The sequence below is a fragment of the Shewanella sp. SM68 genome (assembly GCF_025653925.1).
GTDB classification, from domain to species: domain Bacteria; phylum Pseudomonadota; class Gammaproteobacteria; order Enterobacterales; family Shewanellaceae; genus Shewanella; species Shewanella oncorhynchi.
On the sequence record NZ_JAKKRU010000012.1, the window covers coordinates 132,940 to 147,500 of the forward strand.

Annotated in this window: 8 protein-coding genes and 3 rRNA genes (1 of these 11 running past the window's edge); 2 read left to right on the forward strand and 9 right to left on the reverse strand. The window is 47.7% G+C overall.

What is annotated here, in order from left to right; all coding sequences use genetic code 11:
* Positions 1–90 precede the first annotated feature (90 nt).
* The 5 genes from argH to argC all read right to left on the reverse strand — a co-directional run bounded on the left by argH (position 91) and on the right by argC (position 5,577).
* On the reverse strand, positions 91–1,458 hold the full coding sequence (gene argH / locus L5M40_RS18310) for an argininosuccinate lyase (RefSeq protein ID WP_263174074.1): 1,368 nt from the start codon (positions 1,456–1,458) through the stop codon (positions 91–93).
* Between the two features lie 108 nt (positions 1,459–1,566).
* On the reverse strand, positions 1,567–2,805 hold the full coding sequence (locus tag L5M40_RS18315) for an argininosuccinate synthase (protein WP_263177074.1): 1,239 nt from the start codon (positions 2,803–2,805) through the stop codon (positions 1,567–1,569).
* Between the two features lie 59 nt (positions 2,806–2,864).
* On the reverse strand, positions 2,865–3,770 hold the full coding sequence (locus tag L5M40_RS18320) for an ornithine carbamoyltransferase (protein WP_219251823.1): 906 nt from the start codon (positions 3,768–3,770) through the stop codon (positions 2,865–2,867).
* A 12-nt stretch (positions 3,771–3,782) separates the two neighbouring features.
* Positions 3,783–4,565 carry an acetylglutamate kinase gene (gene argB, locus L5M40_RS18325; RefSeq protein WP_106649098.1) on the reverse strand — a complete coding sequence of 261 codons (783 nt, stop codon included), beginning with the start codon at positions 4,563–4,565 and terminating at the stop codon, positions 3,783–3,785.
* A gap of 31 nt (positions 4,566–4,596) precedes the next feature.
* Positions 4,597–5,577 (reverse strand): N-acetyl-gamma-glutamyl-phosphate reductase, encoded by a 981-nt coding sequence (argC, locus tag L5M40_RS18330; RefSeq protein WP_263177075.1) that lies wholly within the window; start codon positions 5,575–5,577, stop codon positions 4,597–4,599.
* A 621-nt stretch (positions 5,578–6,198) separates the two neighbouring features.
* Here argC and ppc point away from each other — a divergent pair.
* Positions 6,199–8,868, forward strand: coding sequence for a phosphoenolpyruvate carboxylase (ppc, locus tag L5M40_RS18335; protein WP_263174079.1), 2,670 nt, complete (start codon positions 6,199–6,201; stop codon positions 8,866–8,868).
* On the forward strand, positions 8,868–9,413 hold the full coding sequence (locus tag L5M40_RS18340; RefSeq protein WP_263147679.1) for a DUF1439 domain-containing protein: 546 nt from the start codon (positions 8,868–8,870) through the stop codon (positions 9,411–9,413). The genes ppc and L5M40_RS18340 overlap by 1 nt, the downstream gene beginning before the upstream one ends.
* Before the next feature lie 91 nt (positions 9,414–9,504).
* Here L5M40_RS18340 and L5M40_RS18345 read toward each other — a convergent pair whose 3' ends face one another.
* From L5M40_RS18345 to L5M40_RS18360, 4 genes are all read right to left on the reverse strand, one after another.
* Entirely contained in the window at positions 9,505–10,779 is a 1,275-nt protein-coding gene (locus L5M40_RS18345) for a CinA family nicotinamide mononucleotide deamidase-related protein (RefSeq protein WP_263177076.1), read from the reverse strand.
* A 312-nt stretch (positions 10,780–11,091) separates the two neighbouring features.
* A 5S ribosomal RNA gene (rrf, locus tag L5M40_RS18350) occupies positions 11,092–11,207 on the reverse strand.
* A gap of 189 nt (positions 11,208–11,396) precedes the next feature.
* Positions 11,397–14,130 (reverse strand): 23S ribosomal RNA (locus tag L5M40_RS18355).
* Between the two features lie 362 nt (positions 14,131–14,492).
* Positions 14,493–14,561: ribosomal RNA gene (locus tag L5M40_RS18360) — 16S ribosomal RNA — on the reverse strand; its annotated part runs 1,146 nt beyond the window's last position; the annotation flags it as partial.

A 14,561-nucleotide genomic window follows, 5' to 3' on the forward strand; every position in this document is an offset into this window, starting at 1 on the left:
AAAAGTCATTACCACTAATTGTGGCCCAATAAAAAACGCGACCTAATGTCGCGTTTTTTATTGGCTTGAATTGTGGATTTGAATAACTCGCTAACGTACTTTCTTGGCCGCAATCGCCTGCTGAATTTGTGGCAATGCAGTACCACCGAGTACGTCACGTTTCGCTAAACAAGCTTCAATAGTCAGGTTTGGATAGACATCATCTTCAATGATAGCGGCAAAAGTTTTTAATTCGGCCAAGGAGAAATCCTCAAGCGGAATTTGCTTCGCTATCGCAGCAACCACGACTTCACCCACAACATGGTGCGCCTCACGGAAAGGCATGCCTTTAGACACGAGATAATCCGCAAGCTCAGTAGAATTTGCATAACCTTGCTGTGCGGCTAACAGTGCATTAGGACGATTGACCTTCAAACCTGACAACACTAACGCCACCATATCGAGGCAAATTGCCCAGCTATCGACCACATCAAACAGGCCTTCTTTATCTTCCTGCATATCTTTGTTGTACGCCAAAGGCAGCGCTTTCATCGTAGTGAGAATGCCCACTAAGCTGCCATACACCCGGCCAGTTTTGCCACGGATAAGCTCTAATGCGTCTGGATTTTTCTTCTGTGGCATCAGGGATGAACCCGAGGTCACTTCATCACTCAGGGAAATAAAGTTCGCTTCACCTGAGTTAAAGAAAATCAAATCTTCAGCCATACGGCTTAAGTGCATCATGCTGATCGATGCGGTTGAACAAAGCTCTACCACGTGATCTCTGTCTGATACACTATCTAAGCTATTCAGCGTTGGCGAGGCAAAATTCAGCGCCGCGGCCAGAGCATGTCGATCCATCTTATAAGCTGTGCCTGCTAATGCTCCAGAACCTAAAGGACAGGTATTAGCGCGGGTTAACGCATCGCTTAAACGGCTGATATCCCGCTCAGTCATTTCCACATACGCTAAACACCAGTGGCCAAATGTCACAGGTTGCGCGCGCTGCAAGTGAGTATAACCCGGCATTACCGCATCAAATTCACGCTCAGCCAACGCCAGTAATTCAGCATGTAAACCTTGAAGGCGCGCGAGTAATGCTTTGCCTTCGGATTGACACCAAAGCTTTAAATCGGTGGCAACTTGATCGTTACGGCTACGACCGGTGTGCAATTTCTTACCGAGATCGCCCACTTTGGCAATCAAGGCCGACTCGACGAAACTGTGAATATCTTCAGCGCCCGAGGCGAGAATAATCGCCGGATCGCCCTGTACTTCCACCAGTAAGTCATTAAGCGCTTTTTTCAAGTCACTGCATTCTGTGGCTGTGATAATTCCCACGCTGGCAATCGCATCCGCCCAAGCAATGGAGCCGACCACATCCTGTTCGAACAAGCGATAATCCACAGGCAACGAATCGTTGAATAATTTGAATAGCGCGCTCGTTTCGCCCTGAAATCTTCCACCCCATAAAGCCATGCTAACTCCCCTTACTCACTGCTTATTTAAAATCGACTCATCTGAATCAAAAACTAAATCAAAACCTAAAAACAAAAAAGGGCGCTAGGCGCCCTTTTACACGACCTATTACTTACCCTTAACGTCATTAGCGTTGAGTGCGCGGATGCGGCTCGCTAATGAGTACAGGCGGATAAAGCCTTCTGCATGCTTTTGATCGTAAACTTGATCTTCACCGAAGGTGGCAAACGCTTCAGAGTACAAGCTGTTGGGTGAACGTTTCTTCACTGCGCTCGCTTGGCCTTTATAGAGTTTTACCACAACTTCACCATTAACTGACTCAGCCAATGACTCAGATGCTGCCAACAGTGACTTACACAGTGGTGTGAACCAACGGCCGTCATACACTAAATGCGCCATTTGTGCGGCGACTTGCTCACGCCAGTTACGGCTAGTCTTGTCGAGTACAAGCTCTTCAATCGCACGTAGTGCTGCGAACATCACAGTGCCGCCGGGTGTTTCATAACAGCCACGAGACTTCATGCCGACTAAACGGTTTTCAGTGATGTCGATACGACCCACACCGTGTGGCGCAGCAATCGCGTTTAATGTCATCAGTGCAGCATAAGGCGTTAGGGCTTCACCATTCACTTTAGTAATACGGCCATGTTCTACTTCTAGCGACACATATTCAGGCTTGTTCGGTGCATCTTCAGGATCGGCAGTCAGTGTCCATACGCCTTTGCTTGGCTCGTTCCATGGATCTTCTAACTCACCACCTTCATGGGAAATATGGAAAGCGTTGGCATCACGGCTATAGATTTTAGTCGCTGACGCTGACGTCTTGATGTCACGTTCAGCTAAATAGGCCAGCAGATCTTCACGGCTCTGCATAGTCCATTCACGCCATGGTGCAATCACTTTTAAATCAGGTGCTAATGCGGCGAAGCAACCTTCGAAACGCACTTGGTCGTTACCTTTGCCGGTACAACCGTGACACAGAGCATCGGCGCCCACTTTACGAGCCACTTCAACCTGCGCTTTGGCAATAATAGGACGCGCCATTGACGTACCGAGTAAATAAGTGCCTTCGTAAATCGCACCGCTCGCAATCGTTGGGTAAATATAGTCTTTAACGAATTCTTCTTTTAGATCGACGATATGACATTCAGAAGCACCTGAAGCTAAAGCTTTTTCAATCAAGCCAACCAGCTCTTCTTCGCCTTGGCCAACGTCGGCGCAGAATGCGATGATTTCACAGTTATCGTAGTTTTCTTTTAACCAAGGAATAATGGCCGAGGTATCTAGACCACCTGAATAGGCTAAAACCACTTTTTTCACGCCAGTATTTTTTATCTCGATAGACATCTTAAATTCCTATGACTCGTTTCTCTTAAGGAGAAAACAGGCTGCTAAACAGGGTTAATTTAACTAAATAAGGTTACCAGTACCGCATTTTGGGCATGCATCCGATTTTCGGCTTGTTGCAGAATTAAGGATCCTGCACCGTCCATCACTTCATCTGTTACTTCTACACCACGGTGGGCGGGCAAACAATGCATAAAGAAGTTAGCGCCCGCTTTCGCCATCAAAGCTTTGTTTACTTGGTATGGTGCAAACTTCGCTTTGATATCAGACAAAGGCGTTGGATCGCCCATTGAAATCCAAGTATCAGTATAAATAGCGTCGTGACCTTCAATCGCATCGATATCTGAAGTCAGCACTATCTTGCCGCCATATCGTTTGGCGAGCTCTTGCACTTCTGCCACTACGTAGCCATCAGGAAAGTGACCCGCTGGGCAGATCACTGTCATGGTGGCACCGAGAATAGCCGCACAGTACATCAGCGAGTTAGTGACATTATTACCATCACCAACATAAGCTAATTTAGCTTTACTGACATCCTCAAACTGCTCTGCCAGTGTTAAAAAGTCAGCTAAGGCTTGGCAAGGATGATAAAGATCCGACAGCGCATTGATCACGGGCACTGAGCCGAACTCGGCTAATTGTTCGATAGTGGTGTGTGAATAGGTTCTCGCCACAATTGCGTCGGCCCAACATGACAGGTTAGAAGCAAAGTCAGCAACCGATTCCCGTTTTCCCAGTTCACCATTTTGCTGGTCTAGGTATAAACAGTGGCCCCCGAGCTTATTAATACCGATATCAAAGCTAACGCGTGTTCTGAGTGAGGGCTTTTCAAATAACATCACCACACTCTTGCCATCCAGCGCATGACGATACTCAGCCGGATTGGCTTTAATCGTTTTTGCCAAGGCAATTAGATCCTGTAACTGCTTCTGGGTTAAGTCTTTTATCGATAGTAAATGCTTCATAACCTACTCCACTTATGGTTGGATTTGTGTTCCTACGGCTTCACCTTTTGCTAATGCGATTAATTGGCTTGCATCACGCCACGAGGCAACTTGTACCGCCTGCCCCATCCACTGTGCGACTTCGAGCGCAGCTTCAACTTTGACCTTCATTCCTTTTTCGATCACACCTTGCTTAACAAGGTCTGCTATCTGCTTGCCATTTAAACTGTGGATGAGCTGGCCTTTACCATCGAGCACCCCAGAAACATCCGACAGTAGCACTAACTTGCCGCCCACTAATTTGGCTAAGGCCGTCGCAGCTTGATCAGCATTGACGTTAAGCATTTGGCCATCGTCCATCATGGCGATAGAGCTACAAATCGGCATCCAACCTTGGGCGAGGATAAACTTAAGATAAGTGCCATCGTTTGGCGTGACTTCGCCCACTAGGCCTAAACGCTCATCTTTAATCTTAGCCGAAACAGTATTGCCATCGGCGAGGCTCATGCCCACACTCACAATGCCAGCCTTAGTCGCTGCGCCTTGAAGAATTTTGTTCGAAGTACCCGCAAGTGCGCCGGCAATAATCGGCATTTGCTCGGGCGGAGTCACACGCAAACCTTCTAACTTGACGGTTTCCATACCATTCGCTGCTAGCTGCTCATCCACCAGACAGCCGCCGCCATGCACCATCAACACTTGCTGACCATTGGCTAACATAGCCGCAGCCGTATCCATCAATCGCGCCATCCCCATTTCACATTGCAGCAGCGCGCCGCCCACTTTAAGCACTAATACTGAGTTGTTTGTAGACATCTTGACGACTCTCTTAAATAAGGATGAACAATTAAAGGTTAAAATGAATCTTTATGCATTGCAGCGCTTGGCTGGCAGCACCTTTCATCAAGTTATCGATGGCACTGGCTACCACTAAGTAACCGCTATTCTCATCAAACTTCCAACCTAAGTGACAGTTAGGTGTCAGCACCACATCGTCTACTTTCGGGAACTGATTGTGCTTCACGGTGACCAATGGCGCCTTGTCATACACGCTATAGGCCGCGGCCACATCGGCAGTCGTAGTACCTGGTTTTAGCTGTACGGTAATGGTCGCTAAAATGCCACGCTTAAAGTTACCAAGGTGCGGTGTAAATATCACTTCTTGGCCAAGCTGAGTGGCGATCTCGGGTTGATGTCTGTGGCCTAATACGCCGTAAGGTGTCAGGCTCACTTCACAAAAACTGGTGTGTAACTGCGCTTTACGGCCCGCCCCTGTTACGCCGCTCACGGCATTGATAACCGGATAAGCCGATGTCAGTAAACTCGCTAGCGGTTTTAACGCTGTCAATGATGCGGTCGGGTAACAACCTGGCACGGCAATCATCTTAGTCGCAGCGATTTCTTTAGCATTCCATTCGGCAAGGCCATACACGGCTTTGGCTAAAACTTCAGGATATTCATGCTCAAAGCCATACCACTTCGGATATTGCGCCACATCGCTAAAACGATAAGCACCGCTTAAATCGAATACCGCTAACCCTTGGCTATAAAACCAAGCCGCTAAATGCAGGCTCACCGAGTGCTCAGTCGCGAGCACCACGGCATCCGCTTCGGCAACGATTTTTGCCTTAGCTTCATCGGACAATGGCGACAGCGTTAATACGATATGGCTATAGCTAGGATACAAATCCGCTAAAGGTTTACCTTTATCTAAACTGTTTTCAGAAACATACAAACCCTGAATCGTCAGATCTGCTTCTGCATGGATTAAAGCGGTCAGTTGCGCGCCTGTGTAACCACTGGCACCAATAATGGCGATATTTTTCATGTTTTTGTCTTATTAACCGAATCAAAGAAACTTAAAGAGTAGATGAATAGCTTACACGCAACCGCGCATATCTATGATGACAAGACTATCGTCGCAGGAAATCGTAATAGGTCGTTATTTTATTCACTGTCAGGCTAATACTGTGCATCATGATATTCACTCTACAGGTCACAGGGGGTGACTTATCTCAACTGATGGCTAGACTACCACAAAGATCTACTTATGCAATATATGTGAATATATATTTTTAATTTATTTTCATCTTTTAAGCTCAAATTAGGATATCGAAGACACAGTTCCCATTCAGCTAACTCGTTAATAACACAGTTATCCAGGGTCAACATGAGTCAAAATCAGTCCTTTTCATTAACAGCTAAGATACATGTCTGCAAAGCATAAAATGATGCACTTCATATTCACTTGCACTAATCATCAAAAAATATTGCGTGACTTCGCATTTCTATTGAATATTCTTCATCAAATACCGTGATTGGTTGCATATCGGATAAGCCAGTCGTATAAGTTATAAGTTCTGCTGTTGACCATAGCCCCAAGTGATAGGTATTGTGCTAACGGGCTAAATGCACAGCGGATTTTTATGTTTTTCTATTCGGAGTAACTATGTCAGTAAACGCGGCAGACAATATGACAGATATGTATGCGTCATTAAGATCGAACGTGAGTATGTTAGGCCAAATCCTTGGCGATACTATGCGTACCCATCTTGGGGACTCTTTTCTTGAGAAGGTTGAACAGATCCGTAAGCTTGCCAAAGACTCACGCCGAGGCGATCAAGCCGCCAGAGAGCAAATGCTCGAGTTACTGACAGCTTTGCCAGACGAAGAATTAGTCCCTTTTGCAAAAGCTTTTAACCAATTTCTTAACTTAGCTAACTTATCCGAGCAATTTCATACTATCAGTCGTAATTGCGACGAACTTGTCTGCGTACCAGACCCAGTGGAACAACTCCTAGGCCGCATGCTCAATGGTCGTGTCGACCAAGCTAAAATGCTCGACTGTCTAAAAACACTGGATATCGATCTGGTGCTAACAGCGCACCCCACTGAAATTTCCCGTCGCACCCTGATCCAAAAATACGCCGCCATTGTCGACTGCTTAACAGAGCAAGAAAACGACCAACTGTCGGATAGAGAACGTCAACAGATCAATCTGCGCCTGCGCCAATTAATCGCGCAAATATGGCACACCAATGAGATCCGCCGCGAGCGCCCCACTCCAGTGGATGAAGCCCGCTGGGGATTATCCACCATTGAAGAGTCACTCTGGCATGCGGTGCCTGACTTCTTAAGACAACTTAACGACCGAGTGCAGCAACGCACAGGGCAGCAATTACCGATTGATATCGCGCCAGTGCGCTTTTCAAGCTGGATGGGCGGCGATCGCGATGGCAACCCGTTTGTTACCGCAAAAGTCACCCAAGAGGTGCTCGACCGTAACCGCCATGCTGCCGCCAGATTATTCTTAAAAGACATAGTCCTACTGGTCGGTGAACTATCGATGGAAGAAGCCAATGATGAGTTAAAGGCTTATACCAATAACAGCTGCGAACCTTACCGCCACGTGTTGCGCTCCATTCGTCAAAGACTGCGCGATACCATAGATTATTTAAATGCGCGCATTGAAGGCCACAATCCTGAAGTCGATAAGTCGAGCCTGATTTGGCAAGAAAGCGATCTCAAAGCGCCGTTAGAAATGCTTTATAAGAGTTTGACCGACTGCGGTATGCGCTTAATCGCCAACGGTTTATTGCTTGATATTCTCCGTCGCCTCGCCTGTTTTGGCATTCACATGCTCAGACTCGACATTCGCCAAGACGCCAGCCGTCACAGCGATGTGCTCGCCGAATTAACTCGCTATCTCGGCATGGGTGATTTCAACCATTGGGATGAAACCGAGAAACAAGCTTTCCTATTACGCGAACTCAGCAACCGTCGTCCACTGATCCCAGGTAACTGGCAACCCTCAGCCGATGTGGCCGAAGTGCTTAATACCTGTCGTTTGATTGCTAAACATCCGGCTAAAGCACTTGGATCCTATGTGATTTCGATGGCGGGTAAGCCATCGGATGTCTTAACGGTTTTACTCTTGCTCAAAGAAACGGGCTGTTCGCACCCAATGCGCGTGGTACCGCTATTTGAAACCTTAAGCGACTTAAACAACGCCGCGGCCTGTATTACCGATTTGCTCGATATCGACTGGTATCGTGGTTACACCAAAGGCATGCAAGAAGTCATGATTGGTTACTCTGACTCGGCTAAAGATGCCGGTGTCATGGCGGCGGCTTGGGCTCAGTATTACGCCCAAGAGCAGTTAGTGGCGGTCTGTAAACAAGCAGGCGTCAAGCTTACGCTATTCCATGGCCGTGGTGGCAGCATTGGTCGCGGGGGTGGTCCTGCACACAAAGCAATCCTATCGCAACCACCAGGTTCGGTAGATGGCCGCATTCGTGTGACTGAGCAGGGCGAAATGATCCGCTTCAAGTTTGGCTTGCCAAAACTCGCGGTTCAAAGCTTGGCCCTGTATACCTCGGCCGTATTGGAAGCAACCCTATTACCACCGCCAGAGCCGAAGCAAGAGTGGCGCAATTGCATGCAACGTATCGCTGAAGAATCAGTGGGTGCTTACCGTGGCATAGTGCGTGATGAACCTGATTTTGTGGCTTATTTCCGCGCGGCAACGCCAGAAGTGGAATTAGGGAAACTGCCACTCGGCAGCCGTCCTGCCAAACGTCGTGTCGATGGTGGGATCGAAAGTCTGCGAGCCATTCCGTGGATTTTTGCTTGGTCGCAAAACCGCTTGATGTTACCTGCATGGCTCGGCGCAGGTGAAGCACTACAAGCCGCCAGTGAACGTGGTGAGATGGGCTTACTGCAAGATATGGAGCGGGAATGGCCCTTCTTCAGCACTCGTATTTCAATGCTGGAAATGGTCTACGCCAAGGCGGAACCTAATTTGGCCCGCTACTACGAAACCTGTTTAGTACCTAAGGACTTGCATCACTTAGGCGAAACCTTGCGCCAACGCTTAGATCTGGGCATTAAAGTCGTGCTTAAGTTGACAAAATCGGATAGTTTAATGGCGCATACACCGTGGAATCGCGAATCAGTTAAACTGCGAAATCCGTATATCGATCCATTAAACTTCTTACAAACCGAGCTATTAGCGCGGACACGTAAGGAAACAACCGAAACTCCTGCGTCTGAACATGTACAGTTAGCGCTAATGCTGACCATTGCAGGTGTGGCAGCGGGTATGAGAAACACTGGTTAATGAAAAAACTTTCCCGCACGATTTGCTTGGGACTGACTGTACTGCTTGGCGGCTGCGTCTCGCAGTACAGTATCAGCGAGCACGAAATGGAGCAGTACCTCAGTAAAGAGATCCATTTTGAGATTAAACAAGGCAATCAATTAGTTGGCGCAGAAGTACGCATTAACGACATCAGTGTCAAGCTAGGTGTAAAACCTGACACTATGAGCGTAAGTGCCGCAACTCAAGTATCAATTAAGAATCCGATCTTTCCATTGAGTGCCAAACTCACGACGACTTTCGAAGCAAAGCCTTGGTATGACAGCGCAACGCACAGTGTCTATCTGCGCCAACTCGAATTAGTCAAAGTGGAATCAACGCCCAAGGATATTGAAAAAGCGATTAGCAGTGCCACGCCGCAGGTGATGGGTTATCTAAGGCAATTCTTAGAAAACCAGCCTGTGTATGTGCTGGATACCAAGGACAGTAACCAAGCACTGATGGCAAAAATGACCGAAAGCATTCAAGTTGCCCCAGGTAAATTAGTACTTAAGTTCACTAAATAATCTGCCATTTTTGTATCTCTGTAGAAGTTAAAATGCTCCCTCGGGAGCATTTTTGTTGGCAGGTTTAAACTGGTATATGCCCGTATAAGAGTTACTTACTGAATCGCCCAATCGACTGATAATCGACGATCACAGCTTCAGCTAAAAGCTCACGTCTTAGCATATCGTAAGCCACTGCAGCACTTAAACTGCGTACCAGATCCCGTGAACGTCTCGGTAGTTTAATCATCTGACTATAAACACCGCCGCGAGTTGCTAAAGCGATCGCCACAGTGCCCACAGGTTTCTCATCTGTGCCACCATCGGGCCCCGCAATTCCACTGGTTGCCAGCGCATAGTCACTATCTAAAATTTGCCTTGCCCCCTTAGCCATTTCTTCCACAGTCGCAATAGAGACAGCACCATGATCATCTAAGGTTGAAGGATTAACACCTAACACGCGAACTTTAGATTCATTACTGTAAGTCACTAATCCGTGCTGTAAGTAAGATGAACTGCCAGGGAAATCAACTAACTGACTGGTGATCATGCCGCCAGTGCAAGACTCGGCAACGCTTAAGGTCAAGCCTGAGTTAAGCAGCTTATAATGAATTTCTTCGGCAAGGGTGGCTTTATCTTCCGCCACAACCGCAGTACCCAGCACCATTTTGATGTGCCCAGCGACGCGAGGTAATACCGCAATCGCCTTCTCGCCACGGGCGAAAATCTTAATCTCAATATGCGGCATAGAAGAGCGGTAACCAATAGTAATGCCTTCTGGCAGCTCTAGCGGTTCTAACTTATCTGCCAAAGCGGACTCACCTTGGCCTATGGTCAACAGTTTCTTTAAGGCAACCTTAGCATCAAGGTTAAACTCATCGCGAATAAAGGGCACAAACTGCTCTGTAACCATGTGCTTCAGCTCAAAAGGCACACCAGGCGTAAAGAATAACCAAGCGCGGTTAAGCTTAACTCTAAAACCACAAGCGGTTCCCACAGGGTTATCAACCATCACAGCTGAGGCTGGTAGCATAGCTTGCTTGAGATTACTTAAAGGCATTTCACGGTTATTACGGGTAAACCACTCCTCTAAACGCTCACGCCACTCCGCATTCTCAACCAATGGTTCGCCCTTCGCCTTCGCCATCGCTAAAGCAGACATATCATCACTCGTCGGCCCGAGACCACCATTAACGAGAATCACATCGGCATGTAAGCTACGTTCTTGGAAAACCGCAATCAGATCCTCGAGGCGATCGCCGACGGTCACTCGACGCTGGATCTCGACACCATGCTCCATCATAGTACTGGCAAACCAAGCGGCGTTGGTATCAACAATCTGTCCCGCCAACACCTCTTCCCCAGTGCAAATCATCTCTAACTTCATCTCAGATCCTTATCTACCCCAATAAATTAAAACATAAGGTAAGTAACCGCTTAACTAATAGCAATAGCTAGGCTCGATCGAGAACTAAGATAGCTGTAGCAAAATCGGAGCATTGACAAAATAACCGAACAAATAATCGACAACCATTACTTACTATTGATGTCATGAAGAGTGAAAGAGAGTGTTAAGGAGAGAAAAATGGGAGGAAAACTGACTAATTAAATAGACACTAGGCTGGATTTCACAAATTGCATACGCAAAAAAGCCAGCTTATTCAGCTGGCTTCGTTACATCTCAATGAGATAATTAGGCGCTTGGCGATGACCTACTCTCACATGGGGAGACCCCACACTACCATCGGCGCGTTTGCGTTTCACTTCTGAGTTCGGGATGGGATCAGGTGGTTCCACAAGGCTATTGTCACCAAGCAAATTCTGTTTATTACCGTGTCCATCTTTGGCTCACGTTAATAATAATTCGGAAAGCTGATTTGCTTTGTTTGAGTTCAAACTTTATCAAGTATCTGTATTCTGTCTAAGGCTTTCGTACGACCTCCATGGAAGGAGGAAGTGCTAGAAAATGTCTGGAACATTTTCAGTAAAACCCATCTGGGTTGTATGGTTAAGCCTCTCGAGTCATTAGTACATGTTAGCTCAACGCCTCACAACGCTTACACACCATGCCTATCAACGTCCTAGTCTCGAACGGCTCTTTAGAGGAATTAAATTCCTAGGGATGACTCATCTTAGGGCTCGCTTCCCGCTTAGATGCTTTCAGCGGTTATCGATTCAATGGCGAACAGCCATACCCTTGGGACCGACTTCAGCCCCAGGATGTGATGAGCCGACATCGAGGTGCCAAACACCGCCGTCGATATGAACTCTTGGGCGGTATCAGCCTGTTATCCCCGGAGTACCTTTTATCCGTTGAGCGATGGCCCTTCCATTCAGAACCACCGGATCACTATGACCTACTTTCGTACCTGCTCGACGTGTATGTCTCGCAGTTAAGCTGGCTTATGCCATTGCACTAACCGTACGATGTCCGACCGTACTTAGCCAACCTTCGTGCTCCTCCGTTACTCTTTGGGAGGAGACCGCCCCAGTCAAACTACCCACCAGGCACTGTCCCTAATCCCGATAAGGGACCTAGGTTAGAACATCAAAACTACAAGGGTGGTATTTCAAGGACGACTCCATCATGACTAGCGTCACAACTTCAWAGTCTCCCACCTATCCTACACATGTAGGTTCAATGTTCAGTGCCAAGCTATAGTAAAGGTTCACGGGGTCTTTCCGTCTAGCCGCGGGTATACGGCATCTTCACCGCAATTTCAACTTCACTGAGTCTCGGCTGGAGACAGCGTGGCCATCATTACGCCATTCGTGCAGGTCGGAACTTACCCGACAAGGAATTTCGCTACCTTAGGACCGTTATAGTTACGGCCGCCGTTTACCGGGGCTTCGATCATGAGCTTCTCTTGCGATAACCCAATCAATTAACCTTCCGGCACCGGGCAGGCGTCACACCGTATACTTCCTCTTGCGAGTTTGCACAGTGCTGTGTTTTTGATAAACAGTTGCAGCCACCTGGTATCTGCGACTCCCGTCAGCTTAGAGAGCAAGTCTCATCACCAACARGAGCGTACCTTCTCCCGAAGTTACGGTACCATTTTGCCTAGTTCCTTCAGCCGAGTTCTCTCAAGCGCCTTGGTATTCTCTACCCGACCACCTGTGTCGGTTTGGGGTACGATTCCCACTAACCTGAAGCTTAGAAGATTTTCCTGGAAGCATGGCATCAACTACTTCAGTCCCTTAGGACCTCGTCATCAGCTCTCAGTGTGTACATTAAAGTACGTGTCCCCGGATTTGCCTAAGAACACCACCTACCACCTTAAACGCGGACTACCAACGCCGCGCTAGCCTAGCCTTCTCCGTCTCTCCATCGCAGTTAGCGGAAGTACAGAAATATTAATCTGTTTCCCATCGATTACGCCTTTCGGCCTCACCTTAGGGGTCGACTCACCCTGCCCCGATTAACGTTGGACAGGAACCCTTGGTCTTTCGGCGAGGGGGTTTTTCACCCCCTTTATCGTTACTCATGTCAGCATTCGCACTTCTGATACCTCCAGCGTGGGTTACCCCTTCACCTTCAACGGCTTACAGAACGCTCCTCTACCGCGCACAGTAAACTGTGCACCCGTAGCTTCGGTGACTAGCTTAGCCCCGTTACATCTTCCGCGCAGGCCGACTCGACTAGTGAGCTATTACGCTTTCTTTAAATGATGGCTGCTTCTAAGCCAACATCCTAGCTGTCTAAGCCTTCCCACATCGTTTCCCACTTAGCTAGTACTTTGGGACCTTAGCTGACGGTCTGGGTTGTTTCCCTTTTGACGACGGACGTTAGCACCCGCCGTCTGTCTCCCGAGTAGTACTCATTGGTATTCGGAGTTTGCAAAGGGTTGGTAAGTCGGGATGACCCCCTAGCCTTAACAGTGCTCTACCCCCAATGGTATTCGCTCGAGGCGCTACCTAAATAGCTTTCGAGGAGAACCAGATATCTCCCGGTTTGATTGGCCTTTCACCCCCAGCCACAAGTCATCCGCTAATTTTTCAACATTAGTCGGTTCGGTCCTCCAGTTGATGTTACTCAACCTTCAACCTGCCCATGGCTAGATCACCGGGTTTCGGGTCTACACCTTGCAACTAAACGCGCAGTTAACACTCGGTTTCCCTACGGCTCCGCTATTCGCTTAACCTCGCTACAAAATGTAAGTCGCTGACCCATTATACAAAAGGTACGCAGTCACGGTCTCAAGAACCGCTCCCACTGCTTGTACGTATACGGTTTCAGGTTCTATTTCACTCCCCTCACAGGGGTTCTTTTCGCCTTTCCCTCACGGTACTGGTTCACTATCGGTCAGTCAGGAGTATTTAGCCTTGGAGGATGGTCCCCCCATATTCAAACAGGATGTCACGTGTCCCGCCTTACTCGTTTTCATCAATGGTTAGTTTTCATGTACGGGGCTATCACCCTGTGCCGCTGCGCTTTCCAACGCATTCCACTAACACCCCACTGACTTAAGGGCTAATCCCCGTTCGCTCGCCGCTACTAGGGGAATCTCGGTTGATTTCTTTTCCTAAGGGTACTTAGATGTTTCAGTTCCCCTCGTTCGCCTCGCAACACTATGTATTCATGTTGCGATAACAGCTTATGCTGCTGGGTTCCCCCATTCGGACATCGTTAGCTCAAATGCTTGTTACTAGCTCGCCAACGCTTTTCGCAAGTTACTACGTCCTTCATCGCCTCTGACTGCCAAGGCATCCACCGTATACGCTTAGTCGCTTAACCATACAACCCAAATGAGTTTCACTCATCTGCGTCGCATTGCGACCAGCTTGGTTTTACTTGTCTCACTTCTGACCAAAGAAGTGGACGCGCCTTAGACGTAAACTATTCAGCAAAGAATAATTTACTTTTGAATATTCAAGACACTTAATAAAGTGTTTGAGAACTCATGTTCAATGCTTTCGCATTAAACGTTTTGTAATTAATTACATGACAGACTCATGCAATTAAATACTATCAGCTTTCCAAATTGTTAAAGAACAATGCGTACCGGCTAGCGGCGCATTCAGCTCTGACTTCTCCTAAGAGAAGCTAAACAAGCAATCTGTGTGAACACTCAGCAAACATTAAGTTAGTCGTATAGGTAAGGAGGTGATCCAGCCCCAGGTTCCCCTAGGGCTACCTTGTTACGACTTCACCCCAGTCATGAACCA